The organism is Streptomyces sp. NBC_00005 (assembly GCF_045160215.1).
Taxonomy (GTDB): Bacteria; Actinomycetota; Actinomycetes; order Streptomycetales; family Streptomycetaceae; genus Streptomyces.
In genome coordinates this window covers 4,243,314-4,258,262 of record NZ_CP108316.1, presented here as the reverse complement: position 1 = coordinate 4,258,262, position 14,949 = coordinate 4,243,314, and the positions used below count along the sequence as shown (strand labels likewise).

Below are 14,949 nucleotides of genomic sequence, written 5' to 3'. Positions count from 1 at the left end.
GATGCGGGCCTTGGCAGGAGACCGGGACAAGGGTCAGGTCACGATCGAGTTCCTCGGCATGACGCCGACGATCATCGTCACGCTGGTCGTGCTGTGGCAGCTCGTGCTCGTGGGGTACGCGTTCTCCCTTGCGGGGAATGCTGCGGATGAGGCGGTGCGGGCGGGGACGGCGGCGGAGTACGACCGCGAGGCGAAGTGCGAGCAGGCGGGGTTGGACAAGCTGTCGGGTGCGTGGAAGGAGGGCGCGACAGCGGGGTGCGGTGGATCCGGCACCGGCTACATCACCTCGGACGTCAGCATCAAGGTCCCGGTCCTCTTTCCCGGCACGATCAACTTCCCGTTCACCGTGAAGGGCCACGCGGGCGCCGTCGAGGAGGCGAAGAACTGAGATGTCGTACGAGCGTAAAAGCCGCGATCGTGGTCAAGTCGCCCTCGAATATCTGGGGTTCCTGCCGATCCTGCTGCTCGTCGGGATGGCGGCCGTACAGCTCGGGCTGATCGCGTACGTGGCGCAGCAGGCCGGGACGGCGGCGCGGGCCGGGGCACGCAGTGCGTCGCTCGACGGAGACGCCGGGCAGGCCTGCAAGGACGCGGTCAGCGGCTGGTTGTCCGGCAAAACCACCTGCACACCCGCCCGCGCCGGCGACGAGGTCACCGTCGACGCCACCCTTCACATCCCGTCCGTCGTCCCCTTCTGGGACGGCTTCGGAGACGCCCACAAGACCGCCACCATGCCGCTCGACCACTGAGGAACTTCAGGCACGACAGGAGCACCGGACCATGAGCCTGCGGGCACGCATCAACTCCCCCGAGGAGAACGGCAACCGGAGCGAGGACGGCCACATGGTCGCCTCGTACCGGGCCAAGCTCCTGGAGGAGATCGACCTCGCGGAGATGAGCGCGCTGGCCGCGGCCGAGCGCCGCGCCCGCCTCGAGCGGGTGCTCGGGCACATCATCAGCCGCGAGGGCCCGGTGCTGTCGACGGTCGAGCGCTCGCAGCTGATCCGCAGGGTCGTCGACGAGGCACTGGGCCTCGGCATCCTCGAACCGCTCCTCGAAGACGCGTCGATCACGGAGATCATGGTGAACGGCCCGGACGCGATCTTCGTCGAACGAGGCGGCAGGGTCGAGCAGTTGCCCCTGCGCTTCCCGTCCCACGACCAGCTGATGCAGACGATCGAACGCATCGTCTCCACGGTCAACCGGCGGGTGGACGAGTCGAACCCGATGGTCGACGCACGCCTCCCGTCCGGCGAGCGTGTGAACGTGATCATCCCTCCGCTGTCGTTGACGGGCGCGACGCTCACGATCCGCCGCTTCCCCCGCTCCTTCACGCTCCAGGAGATGATCGGCTTCGGCTCGCTGGACGAGCACATGCTGTACCTGCTGGCGGGGTTGGTGCAGGGCAAGTTCAACCTCATCGTGTCCGGCGCGACGGGCACCGGAAAGACGACCCTGTTGAACGCGTTGTCCGGCCTCATCCCCGACGGCGAACGCATCATCACCATCGAGGACTCGGCGGAACTCCAGCTCCAGCAGGCACATGTGATCCGCCTCGAATCCCGCCCCCCGAACGTCGAGGGGAAGGGCCAGGTCACCATCCGCGACCTGGTCCGCAACTCGCTCCGTATGCGCCCGGACAGGATCGTCGTCGGTGAGGTCCGAGGCGGTGAGTCCCTCGACATGCTCCAGGCGATGTCGACGGGCCACGACGGCTCCCTCGCCACCGTGCACGCGAACAGCGCGGAGGACGCGCTGATGCGTCTGAAGACCCTGGCGTCGATGTCCGAGGTGGAGATCCCCTTCGAGGCGCTGCACGACCAGATCAACAGCGCCATCGACGTGATCATCCAGCTCACCCGCTTCGCCGACGGCGCCCGCCGCATCACCGAGATCGCGGTCCTGGACAGCCACGGCAGCGAGCCGTACCGCCTGGCGACGATGGCCCGTTTCAACGCCCAGCCGATGGCCGCCGACGGCCGCATCTACGGCGCCTTCGAATACTTCCCGCTCCCACGCCGTACCGCCGACCGCCTCTACATGGCGAGCCAGCCCGTCCCCCAGGCGTTCGGCGTCGCCCAGTCCGCAGACCAACTCGCCGTCCGAGAAGCCAGGTAGGCAGGAACCCGTCCCCGTGAAAGCCCGCCAGGAACCGTCCCCAGGAACCATGGAACCCAGGTAGGAACCGCCCGATGGATCTGCAAACCCTAGTCACGCTCACCACCGGCATCACCCTGCTGACCTGCGTCCTGGCCGTCATGGGCCTGCACGCCTACGCCATGGGCAAGGCCCAGCGCCAGGCACTGGTCGACCGCCTCTCGGCCACCGGCCAGATCCAGATCGGCGGCCGACGGCGCCGCTTCCGCAACCTGGACCGCCGGCTGCGCCGTACGAAGCTGGGCAAGAAGCTGGAACTGCGGCTGGCCGCGACGGGTTTGGACATCACGCCGGGCGAGTTCTTCGCCTACATGGTCGCCACGGTGGTCGGCCTGTGGCTGATCGGTCAGGCGGCCCTGGCCCCCTTCTTCGGGCCGCTGGCCGGGCTGCTGGGCGTCTGGGTGGCACTGCAGTTCCTCAACTGGCAGCGGCAGAAGCGGATCGAGAAGTTCATCAACCAACTGCCCGAGATGGCACGGATCCTGGCGAACGCGACGCAGGCGGGACTGGCGCTGCGTACGGCGATCGGGATGGCGGCGGAGGAGCTGGAAGCGCCGGCCGGGGAGGAACTCGGCAAGGTGGCCAACCAGTTGGCGATCGGCGCGTCGATGGACGACGCACTGGGGGAACTGGCGGAGCGCCTGCCCTCGCGTGAACTGGTCGTCCTCGTGACGACGCTGGTGCTGTCGAACCGGGCGGGCGGCCAGGTGGTCAGCGCCTTGCGCAACCTCACGGAGACGTTGGAGGAGCGGAAGGAGACGCGGCGGGAGGTGCGGACGCAGCTCTCGCAGGTCAGCATGACGTCGTATGCCGTCCCCGTCCTGGGCGTCGGCTCGTTGCTCCTCATGAACGGCGTCAAGGACGGCGCCCTGGAGCGCATGACCGGCTCCCCGGTCGGCCAGGCCGCGGTGATCATCGCCTTCTCGCTCTACGCGGTCGGCTTCATCCTCATCCGCCGCATGTCCCGCATCGACGTCTGAGCAGCACGACAGGTTCTGGAGGGAGGACGACCATGGGACTTCTGCTGGCACTGGTGATGGGCCTGAGTATCTGGGGCATGTTCGCCGGCATCCGCATGTACCGGGCGGACGCCCGACTGCCCGGCGACCTGGCACTGGCGCTGGAGGTCGGCTCCACCCGCACCGGCGCGGTCGACTCGCTCGTGGACCGCCTGGGCATGCGCTACGCCCCCGCGGTGCTGCGCCTGATGGGCCCCAAGATGGTCGCCAAGTACCGCCGCAAGATCGACCTCGCGGGCAACCCTGGCGGTCTGACCATCGACCGCTACGCGGCCCGCCGGGCGGTCTACGGCTTCCTGGGCGGCGTCGGCGGCCTGGTGTTCCTGATGAAGGGCAGCTTCGTCGTGGCCCTCATCCTGTTCGCGTTCGGCGCGTTCTGGACGGAGGTCGGCATCTGGTCGGCGATCCGCATCCGCAAGGACGTGATCGAGCGCACGCTGCCGGACTTCCTGGACGTGCTCGCGGTCGTGGTGAGCGCGGGTCTGGGCTTCCGTCAGGCCCTGGACCGCGTGGCCTCGAAGTACGAGGGCCCCTGGGCGGACGAACTGCGCATCACCCTGCGCCAGATGGACCTCGGCATGAGCCGTCGCCAGGCCTTCGCGGAGTTGCGTCGGAGGAACGACTCCGAACAGGTGGCGATGTTCGTGACGGCGCTGCAGCAGGGCGAGGAACTGGGCGCGCCGATCGTCGACACCCTCGTGTCCCTCGCGAAGGACATGCGCCGCACGGACGCGCAGAACGCCCGCCGCAAGGCGGCCCGCGCGGTCCCCAAGGCCACCATGATGATCACCACCTTCATGGTCCCGGCCACCATGATCCTCCTCGGCGCCGGCCTGATCCTCGGCTCCGGTACGGACTTCGGCTCGATCACGGGCAAGTAGGAACGGGGTGACGACGGCCATGTCGACGACAAAGGAACGCACGGAACGCACGGGCCTGCTACGACGACGCCCGAAAACCCCGGAGATCACCACCCCACCCGCGGGCACGGTCCTCCCCCCTCACGTCCGCACGGGCGCCCCCGACATCCCCGTGACGTCGGCGACACCGGCACTGCCACCGGGGTGGGAGCCGGCGGATGCGCACCTGCCGGGCATGCCGGCGCAGCCCGATCCCCGAGGACAGGCGTGGCCGTCCGGCACCGCGACCGGGGGGCCGCCGGAGCGGACGATACGGATCACACGGAGAGGCGGGCGGACCAACGGCCCGGTGGTCTCCGCGGTGCCTGTCCCCGCGACGGCCGACGGCGCCCAGCCCCCGCAGGGCCCACCCGCACCCGGCAACGAAAGCCGCACGGCCTCCCCACCCACCGCGGCCTCCGCTGCCCCCAAGTCACCCACCTCGCCGACGATCCCCATCCAGGTCAACGCGCTACAGGCAATGTGCCGCCAGGTCTTCGGCTTCCGCCTGGCCATGATCGCCCTGGCCGCCCCAGCCGCCCTCCTCAACGCCTCCCCGGGCCTGGCCACCCGCCTTGTGGGCGCAGCCGTCGTAGTCACCTTCATGGGCTCCTACGTCCTCTTCAGGGACTGGGAACGCTTCGGCCCCCTCCTCCTCCGCCACCCCACCCTCCTGGCCCTGGACACCCTCTTCGGCTCACTGCTCCTCATCTCCGCGGGCCCGGACACCACCCTCGCCTACGTCAGCGTCTGCACCCCGCTCCTGGCCGGCATCGTCTACGGCTGGCGAGGAGCCGCGGCCTTCGCGTCCCTCCAGTCCCTGATCCTCTTCCTGGTCTACGCGACGTCCAAGAACCTGCACGCCGCCCCTGCGGAGACCCTGCTCCTGCCCGGCCTCTGCGTCGTCGCGGGCGCGGTCGGCTCGGCCCTGCGCAACCTCATGCTCCGCTTCGGCGCCGCAACCCAGGCCCTGACCACGGTCCAGGCCCGCCTGGCGGTGACGGAGGCGGTCAGCGCCGAACGAGCCCGTCTGGCAAGGGAGATGCACGACTCCGTGGCCAAGACCCTCCACGGCGTGGCCCTGGCCGCGGACGGCCTGGCCGGTTCGGCAGGCGCCTCCCACATGGACGCGAAGCTCATCAAGCATCAAGCCGAACTGGTCGCCCGCTCGGCCCGCCGGGCCGCAGCCGAATCCCGCGAACTCCTGGCCGACCTGCGTCGCGAATCGGACCCCGAGCACGCCACCGACGTCCTGGTCGAACTGGCCGCCCGCACCCGTGACTTCAGCACCCGAACCGGCCTCACGGCGGCCTACCGCCCGACCGGCGAGCACGCCGTCCCGCCCGTACCGCCCGCTGTCGCCCGTCAGCTCCTCACCATCGCCACGGAAGCCATGGAGAACGCCCACCGCCACGCGGGCCCGACCCGAGTGGACGTACGTGCAGGGGTCCACGGAGACCTCCTCCGCATCAGCGTGTACGACGACGGCCGTGGCCTGCCCTCCGGCACCACCCTCGAACAACTCCGCAGAGCAGGCCACTTCGGCCTGGTCGGAATGGTCGAACGAGCCGCGTCGGTGGGCGCCCGCATCCGCATCGGCCGCGGCGCTCACCCCCAGGGCACGGAAGTCCGCCTGGAACTCCCGCTGGCGGCCCTGACGACATCGACCGCGCCCTCGACAGCATGAGTACGCCGTACACGTCCCCCACGACAAGAGAGGAGGCCGCCCCCAGATGCCGGACCAGACAACTCCCCACCCCGGCCCTCAGCAGCCGCCACCGCACGACCCGTTCGAGGCGTTCCCGTCGCCCGCACCGCTCAAGGTCGTGGTAGCAGACGACAATCCGGTAGTCCGCGCGGGCCTCACGGCCCTCCTCTCGGGCCGCGCCGACATCACGGTGGTGGCGGAAGCGGCAGACGGCCGCCAGGCCTACGAGGCCGCGATCCAGACCCACCCCGACGTCGTCCTCCTGGACGTCCGCATGCCGGGCGTGGACGGCATCTCGGCGCTCCCGTACCTTGTCCCGATCGCCCCGGTCGTGATGCTCACGTACAGCAGGGAGTCGGAGATCGTCCAGGAAGCCCTGCGCCGGGGCGCCGGCGGCTACCTGGTGCACGGCGAGTTCACCGCGGACCAACTGGTGGCGGCGGTACGGGACATCAAGGAGGGCAGGGCCCACTTCACCCCGACGGCGGCGGGCGCTTTGCTGGCGCAGCTACGTCAGGGCCAGGGACCGGGCGGCGGCCCGTCCCTCCCCGAGGGGCTGGGCCAGGCGGATGCGACTGCACACGGTGCTGCAACACCATCTTCATTGCAAATGCACTCCGAAGTACCCATCCCACAAGGTAAGTTCACCTACCCGGGCCATGGCGTCTCCACTAATTCTTCAGAAAACCTTTCGCAAGTGCAACCGGATGTGGGACAGTCGTCGTCAGGATGGATGAGTGGCCGTCCGGTCGCTCCCGACAGGTCGCAGTTCCAACTGAGCACGAGGGAGGCGGAGATCATGGACCTCATCGCGTCCGGCATGAACAACCAGCAGATCGCCGCCACCTGCTTCATCAGCGAGAAGACGGTCAAGAACCACATCAACCGCATCTTCGCGAAACTCCACAGCACCAGTCGCTCGGAGGCAGCCGCCAAGTGGCTCGGCACGGCTCCCGGTTCGGGTCGAGGGGTGGGGTGACCTGCGGTGAAGCTACGGGGGAGTGGGAAGCTGGGCCCGGAGGCCCAGGCCGCCAACGTGCTGTCCCACAGCAGTGGTTGGGCCTCGGATTGGGCCCGTGATTGGGCCCTGGGACCCTCTGGCGGACCGGGTGTTCCGCCGTACGTTTCTCGTGTCGAAAGCGGCACCGGCAAGGAGGAAGCCGGTAACGCGAACGGCACAGAGACGCAGCAGTCGGCCGGTCATCGGCCGGCCGAACCCGGAGGGGAACACCATGAGCGACCTGATGCTGAAGACCGCCGTTGCGACCAAGGTCCGCGTGAACGGCTGGAAGAACACCACGGTCGAAGCCATGCAGCGCCGCGCCGGCGACAAGGGCCAGACCGCGGTCGAGTACCTGGGCATCATCGCGGTGGTCGTGGCGATCGTCCTGGCGATCACGGGCACCAACCTCGGTCAGACGATTCTCACGAAGATTCAGGCGCAGATCGCCAAGGTCGCTCCTTGATGCGACGTCGCCGGTACGGCGACGCAGGGCAGGCCTTCCCCATCTACATCACGGTGGTGGGGGGCCTGCTCTTCCTTGCGTTCGCCTACTTTGCGGTCGGCCAGGCCGCGGCGAATCGGAACGGCGCCCAGACGGCCGCCGACGCGGCGGCACTCGCGGCGGCCCAGGACACCCGGGATCAACTTGCCGGCAAGTGGGTGGCGAACGTACTCGACCCGACCAAGTGGAAGGACATTCTCAACGGCAACGAGGCAGTGCTCAACGGCTGCTGGCGCGCATACCAACTCGCGTCGCAGAACGACGCGCGCGTGGATGGCCCCACCGGCGCTTGCGAGTCGAGCCTTTTGCCTCTGAGCTACACGGTCCATGTGAAGGCCGACAAGCCAGTTGGGGAGTCCGTCGTTCCTGGCACGGAGAACAAGTACGCGCACGCGCACGCCACTGCCGTGATCGAACCGCTCTGCACGTTCAAGCCCCCGGCCGAAGACGCCGGGGGCGATGTGCTGCCGCGGCTCTCCTGCAAGGGCAGGGGGGACTGGGACCTGAACCCGGACGATCTCACCGATCTTCCAGGACCCGAAGACCTCTTCGACGTCCATCTGGCCGACCAATAAGCGAACGACGAGTGGCGAAGGAAGCAGAGGCATGAGCATTCGGATCACTACGAAGGCCCGCAGGGGGATGGTCGCGTTGACCGTTGCGGCCGGTCTGGCCCTCGGTGTGGCCGGCTGCGGCGGTGGCGGCGACGACAAGAAGCCGGATGCCTCGGCCTCCGCCTCCAAGGACGGCGGATCCAACCCGAGTGCTCAGGAGGGGCAGTCGGAGACGCCTCTGGCCGAGCTCAAGGGCACGGAGGGACTGCTCCTCCAAATCGCCTCTGCAGAGAGGGATTCGGGCGGGTTTGTCACGGTGAATGGGAGCCTCAAAAACGACGGGGCCAAGTCGGTGGCCATTCCAGCTCAGCTCAGCGGCGACGAGACCGAAGTGATCGCGCACGGTCCCTCGCTAGGTGGTGCCACGCTTGTGGATTCCAAGGGGAAGAAGCGCTACTACGTATTGCGCGACACCGAGGGCCGCCCGCTCACGACGACTGGCCTCTCGACCCTCGATGCCGGGCAAACCCTGCCGGTTTTCATGCAGTTCCCGGCCCCGCCGACGAGCACGACTGAAGTCACCCTTCAGGTCCCGACGTTCTCCAGCGGCACGATCAAGATCTCCGGGTGAGGCCGGCCATGACCCGTACCCACACCCGGACAGCGCCCCCGCGCCTCGCCCTGGTGGTCGCTGCCGCCACCGTCATGGTCGCCACGAACATCTATGGCGCAGTGGTGGCCCATGCGGACGAAAGCCCGAGCGTTCCACCAGGCACTGAGGCCTCCGCCTCCGCTCCTGTCAAGGTCGACGCCAACGACCCCGACCTCAAGCTCCCCGAGGGCGCCACCCTCGCCGACCCCAAGGTCCTCGACATCAAGTCGGTCGTGGAGGACGAGAGCGGCGACGAACGCCGCGAGGACACCAACACCGACGTCAAGTTCGCCCTCCAGGCCGAGGTCCTCTTCGGCAAGGACAGCGCGAAACTGAGCGGCGAGGCGAAGGGCCGTATCGGCGCCATCGCCGACGAGATCAAGAAGCAGAACGGGACGAAGGTCCGCGTCTTCGGCTTCACGGACAACCTGGGCTCCTCCGCCCACGGCGACGTCCTGTCCAAGCAGCGCGCGAACGCCGTACAGGACGTCCTGGCCGAGGAACTGAACGACTCCAACGTCACCTTCGAGGTACGCGGTTACGGCGAGCAGTACCCGATCGCCGACAACTCGACGGAGGCGGGCCGCAAGAAGAACCGCCGGGTGGAGGTCAGCTTCCCGCGCACGGAGAGCTGATCAACAACTCTCGGACGCCGTGGGCCCGTTCCGCACGAACACCGACGGGACGGGCCGATGTCCAAGTCGGCACGGGGTGCACACGCGGCGCGTACTCCCGGTACGCCTACAGCAGATGGTCCGCCTTGCCCGCCTTGATCTCCAGGATCAGGGCACGAAGAGCTTCGCGGCTGTCGGCGACGAAGTGCTCCTCCTGACCAGCGACGGCGATGTAGGCGTTGCCTTCGGGGTCGGTGCCTATGCGGAAGCAGTTGTTGCCTTCGGCGCAGAAGGGCTCTTCCCAGGTGATCTCGGCCATGGTGGCTGCCTCCTCAGAGTTGGCGGGCGATGCTGTGGATGAGGTCTTGTGAGGCTTTCGGGTCCAGTGACTTGGCATGCCACCAGTCCATGTGAGCCCGGTACTTGGAGAGCTGTGCCTCGGCGTGGGTGAACTCGCCGCCATGGGCCGAGTCCAGTTGAACAGTGTCCAGCTGGGGGACGGCACCGTTGGCATACAGCACCGCGTGCCCGGCCCCGGGAAAGGCGCCCACGTCGACAGTGAGGACCCGTACGTCGATATTCTCCTGCTCCGACATCTCGCACAGGTACTGGAGCTGCTCCCGAGTCGTACGCCGCCCCCCCGAACTGCATGTGCAGCGCCCACTCGTGGACGTATGCGACGTATTCGACGGGCGTCTCGCGTTCCAGGACCTGTTGCCGCTGCATGCGCTGCGCCACCCGCAGTTCGATTTCCGACTTGGGAAGCGGCGGCAGCGCGGAGTCGAAGATCGCGCGGGCGTATCCGCTCAGCTGTAGTAGCCCGGGCACGTGCACGGTCTGCAGGGTTCGCAGCCGTGTGGCGAACCACTCCAACTCGGCAACATCCAGCAGGCCTTGGGGAAGGTTGCCACGGTACTGCTCCCACCAACCCCGCTTGCGCGAGTCGGCCATGGCAGCCAGACCGTCGATGTAGGCCTGGTCCCCGCAGTCGTAGTTGCTGGCGAGTATCCGGATGCGCTCGGGTGACGTGGCGCGGATCCCCGCCTCCATGTTGGACACCTTCGTACGGTCCAGCCGGCGTCGCCACGCAGTGAGTCAGCCCCGTTGTGAGTGGGAGCTGGCCTGGTGGCCTCGACGGACACCACACACCGGTAGGCCGACCACACAACGTGCCCGCTCCGCACCGCACAAATGGCGATCATCAACTACCCGGAGCCCTTCGAACCCGATGAGGAGGTGTGGCGTCCCCTTCAAGGACGCCATCGCCACCTGGAAGGCGGCGGGCGAAGGCAGCGTCACCTGCCTGCTGGCATCTTCGCCGCACCTGGGCCTCGGGTGATTGGGCACCGATTTGGGCCCACGGACCCATGCTGCCCGAACGCCCCCTCCCTACCGTCGAACCCTGTCGTGAACCAACGGCGGGGGAATCGGCGGGAGTTGCGCGGAAAGGCGTGAACGCGCCCCCCCGCTCAGGGAGTTGAAGAGGGGGCGGGCATGGCTTCGATCGGCGGAGTGCCGGAGTTCGACGCAGTGTGGCCCTCGGGCGGGGGCGGCCGCCGGAACATGCCCACCCCTCTCGCCTCCGCCCTCATCGTCGTCCACGTCCTCTTCGCCGTCACGATCGTCGGCGGCCTCGGCCTACTCCTCACCGCATCCTCGTACGGCGTCCTCGACGGCGGTGTACTCGCGCTCATCGCCTACGCCGCCGCTCCCGGCACCCTCGGCTGGTGGCTGGCCCGGCGGAGTTGGGAGGGCGGGGTTCGGGTCTGGCGTGGACTGGTCGCCGTACAGGTCTGGCTGATCCTCGCCTCGGTCAGCAACATCGTGCAGGGCTCACCCAGGGGCTTCGCCCAACTCCTCGTCCCCATCCTGATCCTGTGCTTCCTGACCCGTCCGGAGAGCCGCGCATGGTTCCGCCTCCCGGACCAGGGCCGGCAGGAACGCCGCCCGTTCTCCCTGTCCCGGATGATCCGCTGGCGCCGGGACGAGGGACAGACGGCGGTCGAGTACGCGGGACTGATCGCGGTCGTGGCCGCCATCATCGTCGCCCTCCTGGTCAGCGGCCTGGGGACGCAGATCTTCACCGGCATCCAGTCGCAGGTGTGCAAGGTCACGGGCGCTGCCTGCCCCGCTCCGTCGGGCGAGGGCACGGACGTGACGGCGGGGAAGGGCGACGGCGACGGGCCCGGGAGCGACGGCAGAGGTGACGCGAACGACGGCACCGGCACGGGGAAGAACAGCGGCAGCGGCGAGGACGAGGGCAACGCCGATGACAGCGACCACGGCACCGACGCCGGCAACTCCGACGACCCCTCCGCCTCCCGCGACGACCCGGCAGGCACCGGCAACAACGCCGACTACGCGGACGAGACCGACGACGACAAGGACGTCGCCGCGGAGGGCGAACCCGGCTGGGAGGACGACGAGAAGGCGGCCGACGACGGCGACGAGAAGAAGGGCGACGACGGCTGTTTCTCCGGCTTCGGGGCCTTCTTCGGCTGCGCTGGCAACCAGATCAAACAGGTCGGCCAGGGTCTGTTCGTCGACGGGATCTGGGGCGACCTCACCGGCATGTACAACATCGTCCGGCACCCGATGGACACCCTGAAGGGCCTGAAGGACTACGGCAGTTCGATCGCCGACCAGTGGTCGCAGGACGCCAAGGACGCCGGCAAGAAGTGGTCCGACGGCCACTACTTGGACGCCCTCACCGACTGGGGCGGCGCCACGGTGAACTCCGGCGTCAAGATCCTCGACGACATGTTCGTCGGCGACGAGGTCCGCGACCAGTGGAACAACGGAAACAAGACCCGCGCCGTCACCACGGTCCTCTGGAACGTCGGCTCCCTCTTCATCCCCGGCTACGGCGAGGCCAAGATCGCCGAGAAGATCGGCAAGCTGGGCAAACTCGGGAAGCTCGGCAGGCTGAGCAAGCTCGCGGAGAAGGCGGGCAAGGCGGCGGAGGACGCCAAGAAGGCGGCCAAGGCGGGCGACGCCGAGGCGGCGGAAAAGGCCGCGAAGGATGCCGACGACGCGGCGGACGAGGCCGAGAAGAAGGCCAAGGAGTCCGGCTGCACGATCTCCGCTCCGTCCCGCAGGCTCCCGTACGACGGCACCCCGTACGACGACACCCCGCCCGGCGGTCTCACGGGCTCCTCCGGCACCGGCACCACGGTCCTGGCGGCCGGCTCCTCCCCGTACGTCGTACTCGCCGAAGGCGGCTGCGACGAGGACGCCAAGCAGCAGGCCGGCGAGGCCCGCAAACAGGCGGACGAGGCGGCGGAAGCCGAGAAGGCGGCGAAGAAGGAGGCCAGCCGCAAGCAGGTCGGCAAGTGGAAGAAGCCCTCGTGGTACAAGGACCTGAAGAACCCGCGGAAGGGCTTCAAGGACGGTGGCGACGGCGCGTGGAAGTCCAAGAGGTCGGTGGCGTACTGGCCGAATCAGGAGCGCTGGATGCGCTACCAGGAGCAGGTCTCCAAGGTGAAGCGCGGCAAGGAGTACTCGGTCAAGGACCCGGAGACGGGCCGGGACGTCGACTTCGACGGCTGGGACTCGTCACGGCAGACTTACGTCGAGGCGAAGTTCGGCTACGGCGCGAAGGTACGCCCGGACGGCTCTCTGGAACCGGCCCAGGCACAGAAGTTCGTCAAGCAGGCGGAGCGCCAGCTGCGTGCCGCGGGCAACAAGCCGGTCGAGTGGCACTTCTCCAACCAGGCGGCGGCCGAGGCGGCCGAGGAGGCCTTCGACGCGGCAGGTGTGGACGTCGTCGTCAAGTACACGCCGTGGGAGAAATGAACGGACAGGAGCACACATCATGAGTGCGGTGACGGTTGCCGTGCAGTGGGGTCCCAGGCCCGAGACGCCGCGGGAGCAGGCAGACCGCTGGCTGGACCTGCTCACCCGGCTGACCGACCTCTCGGGCGGCGAGCTGGGCGACTGGCGCTGGGACACCGAGGGGGACGAGCCCGGCCCCCTCGTACCGGCCGACGCCGCCGCCCTCGCCGCGGCGCTGCAGGAAGCGAACACGGACGACGACGTCGACATCATCGGCTGGTCGGCCCAGGCGGTCGGTCGCCGGGCGGACGGCGGATATCTGCGCCTGTGGATCCAGGCGGGCGGTTCGAACGGGCACAGCCCGTTCTTCGCCGTGCTGAATCTCTTCCCCGGCACCGGGCGGTCCGGCGCCCCGTTGGCCGACCGTCTCGCCGAGGTGCTGGCGGCCACGGCCGGTGCGTGGGACGCGGACACCGGTCTGGTGTACGACCGTGAGCTGTTCAAGGCCGTCAAGCGCGAGTACGGCCTCCCGGCGAGCCGACCCCGAACGGGCTGGTCCGTCTTCCTCTCCGCATCTCGAGTCGCCCGCATCCCCGCCGACTTCCCCGCCCGCCGCCTCCCTGCCGACCACGACGGCCTGGTCCTCGACCTCGCGGACGTTCCGGGCGGGACCCCCACGACGGAAACGGTCCTGGCCGCCCACAAAGCGCTGGCGGACTCCGGGGCCCTGGAACCGCGGCCCGTTCCGGCCACGCGCCCCAAGTTGTGAGCGCCGCATGCCCACGAACACGTACGTCTCCACCATCGACGACCTCCTCACCCGCCGCCTCCCCGACGAGGGATTCCACCTGGTGAAGTTGCACCAGAGCCGAGACTTCTCCTCGGCCGACGCGGACGACGACTGGGACGAACTCATGCGCGTCAGCGGGGAGTTCGAGGACGAACTGCGGGCGTTGGCGACCACCCTGGACGCCCGCTGGGGCAGGCGCAAGGAGATGTCGATGGAGGACTACGCCTACCTGGACCCGGACGACGAGGACGACAACCTTGCGCCGCCCCTCTTCCGCGAACTCGTCCAACAGGGCTGGTTCGGCGACCTCCTGTACTGGCGCACCGGCGACCGCGTCGTCGCCGCGAGCGTCGGCCACGAGGACAAGGAGGAGCCGGTGATCCTGTTCGCGGCGGTGACCGGCTCCGCCGAGGGGTTTCCCGAGTGACCGCGGCGCTGTCGCATTCTGCTCAGGCCGGCGACGTCGGCCGGTTGTCGGCGGGCGGTGACATGGTGGCGCCGATGGACATCACGCACTGGCTCACGCATCGACCCAAGCACTGAGTCACACACTGCGTCATGCACTGCGTCATGCACTGCGTCATGCACTGAGAGGACAGGCGATGGGTGACTACTTCCAGCGGATCGTCGATGTCGAGGTGAGTGCCGAGGAAGCCGGGCCGCTCGCGGAGCGGATGGTGGAGTGGATGGTCGGGGAGGAGCTGATCACGCGGGAGTTGTCGCGCGACGGGGTGTACAGCCCGAGCACTCTCGAGGGGTATCGCCCTGGCCCCAACTGGTCCCGCGCGATTGCCGGTTCTCCCGAACTGGGGTGGCTTCCCGGCCCGGTGGCGGTCATGGCGGGGCGGGACTACTACGTCGGGGGCCAGGGGGCGGACGAGGCCGACCACGCCATCTGCCCCCGCTGCACAGCGCGGACGGTGATCATCGACTACCCCGAGTCCTTCGAACGGGACGACGAGGTGTGGCGGCCGTTCGAGGATGCCATCGCCACCTGGAAGGAGACGGGCGAAGGCAGCGTCACCTGCCCGTCCTGCGATGTCCTGGTGCCCGTCACGGAGTGGGCCTTCGGCTCCGGCTTCGCGCTCGGCGCCCTCGCCTTCGACTTCTGGGGCTGGCCGCCGCTCGCGGACGGTTTCATCGCCGAGTTGGGCAGGCAGCTGGGACACCGTACGGACGAACACATGGGCAAGTTCTGAAGAGTCCCGACCTTTCATCTGCCCACCGCCCACCGCCCGCCGCCCACCACTCGCCACGGTCCACCGGCTCGTCCCGCT

At 68.7% G+C, this 14,949-nt stretch carries 17 protein-coding genes and 1 pseudogene; 15 read left to right on the top strand and 3 right to left on the bottom strand.

Features of this window, described 5'->3' with window-relative positions; translation table 11 throughout:
• Position 1 precedes the first annotated feature (1 nt).
• The 11 genes from OG303_RS19460 to OG303_RS19410 all read left to right on the top strand — a co-directional run bounded on the left by OG303_RS19460 (position 2) and on the right by OG303_RS19410 (position 9,129).
• Entirely contained in the window at positions 2 to 388 is a 387-nt protein-coding gene (locus tag OG303_RS19460; protein WP_405869675.1) for a pilus assembly protein, read from the top strand.
• Between the two features lies 1 nt (position 389).
• Complete coding sequence (locus OG303_RS19455; RefSeq protein WP_405869674.1) at positions 390 to 749, top strand: TadE/TadG family type IV pilus assembly protein; 360 nt, start codon at positions 390 to 392, stop codon at positions 747 to 749.
• A gap of 31 nt (positions 750 to 780) precedes the next feature.
• Positions 781 to 2,118, top strand: coding sequence for a CpaF family protein (locus OG303_RS19450; protein WP_405869673.1), 1,338 nt, complete (start codon positions 781 to 783; stop codon positions 2,116 to 2,118).
• A gap of 74 nt (positions 2,119 to 2,192) precedes the next feature.
• The gene (locus OG303_RS19445; RefSeq protein WP_405869672.1) at positions 2,193 to 3,137 is read left to right on the top strand and encodes a type II secretion system F family protein; all 945 of its coding nucleotides are present in this window, start codon (positions 2,193 to 2,195) and stop codon (positions 3,135 to 3,137) included.
• Positions 3,138 to 3,169: 32 nt separating this feature from the next.
• Positions 3,170 to 4,057 (top strand): DUF5936 domain-containing protein, encoded by an 888-nt coding sequence (locus OG303_RS19440; RefSeq protein ID WP_405869671.1) that lies wholly within the window; start codon positions 3,170 to 3,172, stop codon positions 4,055 to 4,057.
• Between the two features lie 19 nt (positions 4,058 to 4,076).
• Positions 4,077 to 5,762 (top strand): sensor histidine kinase, encoded by a 1,686-nt coding sequence (locus tag OG303_RS19435; protein WP_405869670.1) that lies wholly within the window; start codon positions 4,077 to 4,079, stop codon positions 5,760 to 5,762.
• Between the two features lie 46 nt (positions 5,763 to 5,808).
• Positions 5,809 to 6,762: a response regulator gene (locus OG303_RS19430; protein ID WP_405869669.1), complete on the top strand. Its 954-nt coding sequence runs from the start codon at positions 5,809 to 5,811 to the stop codon at positions 6,760 to 6,762.
• A gap of 253 nt (positions 6,763 to 7,015) precedes the next feature.
• Positions 7,016 to 7,249: a hypothetical protein gene (locus OG303_RS19425; RefSeq protein ID WP_266520909.1), complete on the top strand. Its 234-nt coding sequence runs from the start codon at positions 7,016 to 7,018 to the stop codon at positions 7,247 to 7,249.
• The gene (locus tag OG303_RS19420; RefSeq protein ID WP_405869668.1) at positions 7,249 to 7,863 is read left to right on the top strand and encodes a pilus assembly protein TadG-related protein; all 615 of its coding nucleotides are present in this window, start codon (positions 7,249 to 7,251) and stop codon (positions 7,861 to 7,863) included. The genes OG303_RS19425 and OG303_RS19420 overlap by 1 nt, the downstream gene beginning before the upstream one ends.
• Before the next feature lie 31 nt (positions 7,864 to 7,894).
• Positions 7,895 to 8,473, top strand: coding sequence for a hypothetical protein (locus OG303_RS19415; RefSeq protein WP_405869667.1), 579 nt, complete (start codon positions 7,895 to 7,897; stop codon positions 8,471 to 8,473).
• A gap of 8 nt (positions 8,474 to 8,481) precedes the next feature.
• Positions 8,482 to 9,129 (top strand): OmpA family protein, encoded by a 648-nt coding sequence (locus OG303_RS19410; protein WP_405869666.1) that lies wholly within the window; start codon positions 8,482 to 8,484, stop codon positions 9,127 to 9,129.
• Positions 9,130 to 9,235: 106 nt separating this feature from the next.
• Here OG303_RS19410 and OG303_RS19405 read toward each other — a convergent pair whose 3' ends face one another.
• The 3 genes and pseudogenes from OG303_RS19405 to OG303_RS19395 all read right to left on the bottom strand — a co-directional run.
• Positions 9,236 to 9,427 (bottom strand): hypothetical protein, encoded by a 192-nt coding sequence (locus OG303_RS19405; protein WP_405869665.1) that lies wholly within the window; start codon positions 9,425 to 9,427, stop codon positions 9,236 to 9,238.
• Positions 9,428 to 9,440: 13 nt separating this feature from the next.
• Positions 9,441 to 9,704 carry a Scr1 family TA system antitoxin-like transcriptional regulator gene (locus OG303_RS19400; RefSeq protein ID WP_405869664.1) on the bottom strand — a complete coding sequence of 88 codons (264 nt, stop codon included), beginning with the start codon at positions 9,702 to 9,704 and terminating at the stop codon, positions 9,441 to 9,443.
• 109 nt (positions 9,705 to 9,813) lie between these two features.
• Positions 9,814 to 10,059 (bottom strand): annotated as a pseudogene (locus OG303_RS19395) (Scr1 family TA system antitoxin-like transcriptional regulator); the annotation flags it as partial.
• 543 nt (positions 10,060 to 10,602) lie between these two features.
• Between OG303_RS19395 and OG303_RS19390 the strand changes: the two are divergent.
• The 4 genes from OG303_RS19390 (at position 10,603) to OG303_RS19375 (ending at position 14,871) form a co-directional block, all read left to right on the top strand.
• The gene (locus OG303_RS19390; protein ID WP_405869663.1) at positions 10,603 to 12,903 is read left to right on the top strand and encodes a Tox-REase-5 domain-containing protein; all 2,301 of its coding nucleotides are present in this window, start codon (positions 10,603 to 10,605) and stop codon (positions 12,901 to 12,903) included.
• Between the two features lie 19 nt (positions 12,904 to 12,922).
• Entirely contained in the window at positions 12,923 to 13,651 is a 729-nt protein-coding gene (locus OG303_RS19385) for a hypothetical protein (RefSeq protein WP_405869662.1), read from the top strand.
• 7 nt (positions 13,652 to 13,658) lie between these two features.
• Positions 13,659 to 14,099 carry a hypothetical protein gene (locus tag OG303_RS19380; protein ID WP_405869661.1) on the top strand — a complete coding sequence of 147 codons (441 nt, stop codon included), beginning with the start codon at positions 13,659 to 13,661 and terminating at the stop codon, positions 14,097 to 14,099.
• Positions 14,100 to 14,274: 175 nt separating this feature from the next.
• Positions 14,275 to 14,871 (top strand): hypothetical protein, encoded by a 597-nt coding sequence (locus OG303_RS19375; protein ID WP_405869660.1) that lies wholly within the window; start codon positions 14,275 to 14,277, stop codon positions 14,869 to 14,871.
• Positions 14,872 to 14,949: the final 78 nt, after the last annotated feature.

Excerpts from the sequence above, each read along its gene's own strand:
- OG303_RS19460 (WP_405869675.1), top strand. The coding sequence starts at position 2 with ATGCGGGCCTTGGCAGGAGACCGGGACAAGGGTCAGGTCACGATCGAG.
- OG303_RS19455 (WP_405869674.1), top strand. The coding sequence starts at position 390 with ATGTCGTACGAGCGTAAAAGCCGCGATCGTGGTCAAGTCGCCCTCGAA.
- OG303_RS19450 (WP_405869673.1), top strand. The coding sequence starts at position 781 with ATGAGCCTGCGGGCACGCATCAACTCCCCCGAGGAGAACGGCAACCGG.
- OG303_RS19445 (WP_405869672.1), top strand. The coding sequence starts at position 2,193 with ATGGATCTGCAAACCCTAGTCACGCTCACCACCGGCATCACCCTGCTG.
- OG303_RS19440 (WP_405869671.1), top strand. The coding sequence starts at position 3,170 with ATGGGACTTCTGCTGGCACTGGTGATGGGCCTGAGTATCTGGGGCATG.
- OG303_RS19435 (WP_405869670.1), top strand. The coding sequence starts at position 4,077 with ATGTCGACGACAAAGGAACGCACGGAACGCACGGGCCTGCTACGACGA.
- OG303_RS19430 (WP_405869669.1), top strand. The coding sequence starts at position 5,809 with ATGCCGGACCAGACAACTCCCCACCCCGGCCCTCAGCAGCCGCCACCG.
- OG303_RS19425 (WP_266520909.1), top strand. The coding sequence starts at position 7,016 with ATGAGCGACCTGATGCTGAAGACCGCCGTTGCGACCAAGGTCCGCGTG.
- OG303_RS19420 (WP_405869668.1), top strand. The coding sequence starts at position 7,249 with ATGCGACGTCGCCGGTACGGCGACGCAGGGCAGGCCTTCCCCATCTAC.
- OG303_RS19415 (WP_405869667.1), top strand. The coding sequence starts at position 7,895 with ATGAGCATTCGGATCACTACGAAGGCCCGCAGGGGGATGGTCGCGTTG.
- OG303_RS19410 (WP_405869666.1), top strand. The coding sequence starts at position 8,482 with ATGACCCGTACCCACACCCGGACAGCGCCCCCGCGCCTCGCCCTGGTG.
- OG303_RS19405 (WP_405869665.1), bottom strand. The coding sequence starts at position 9,427 with ATGGCCGAGATCACCTGGGAAGAGCCCTTCTGCGCCGAAGGCAACAAC.
- OG303_RS19400 (WP_405869664.1), bottom strand. The coding sequence starts at position 9,704 with ATGTCGGAGCAGGAGAATATCGACGTACGGGTCCTCACTGTCGACGTG.
- OG303_RS19390 (WP_405869663.1), top strand. The coding sequence starts at position 10,603 with ATGGCTTCGATCGGCGGAGTGCCGGAGTTCGACGCAGTGTGGCCCTCG.
- OG303_RS19385 (WP_405869662.1), top strand. The coding sequence starts at position 12,923 with ATGAGTGCGGTGACGGTTGCCGTGCAGTGGGGTCCCAGGCCCGAGACG.
- OG303_RS19380 (WP_405869661.1), top strand. The coding sequence starts at position 13,659 with ATGCCCACGAACACGTACGTCTCCACCATCGACGACCTCCTCACCCGC.
- OG303_RS19375 (WP_405869660.1), top strand. The coding sequence starts at position 14,275 with ATGGGTGACTACTTCCAGCGGATCGTCGATGTCGAGGTGAGTGCCGAG.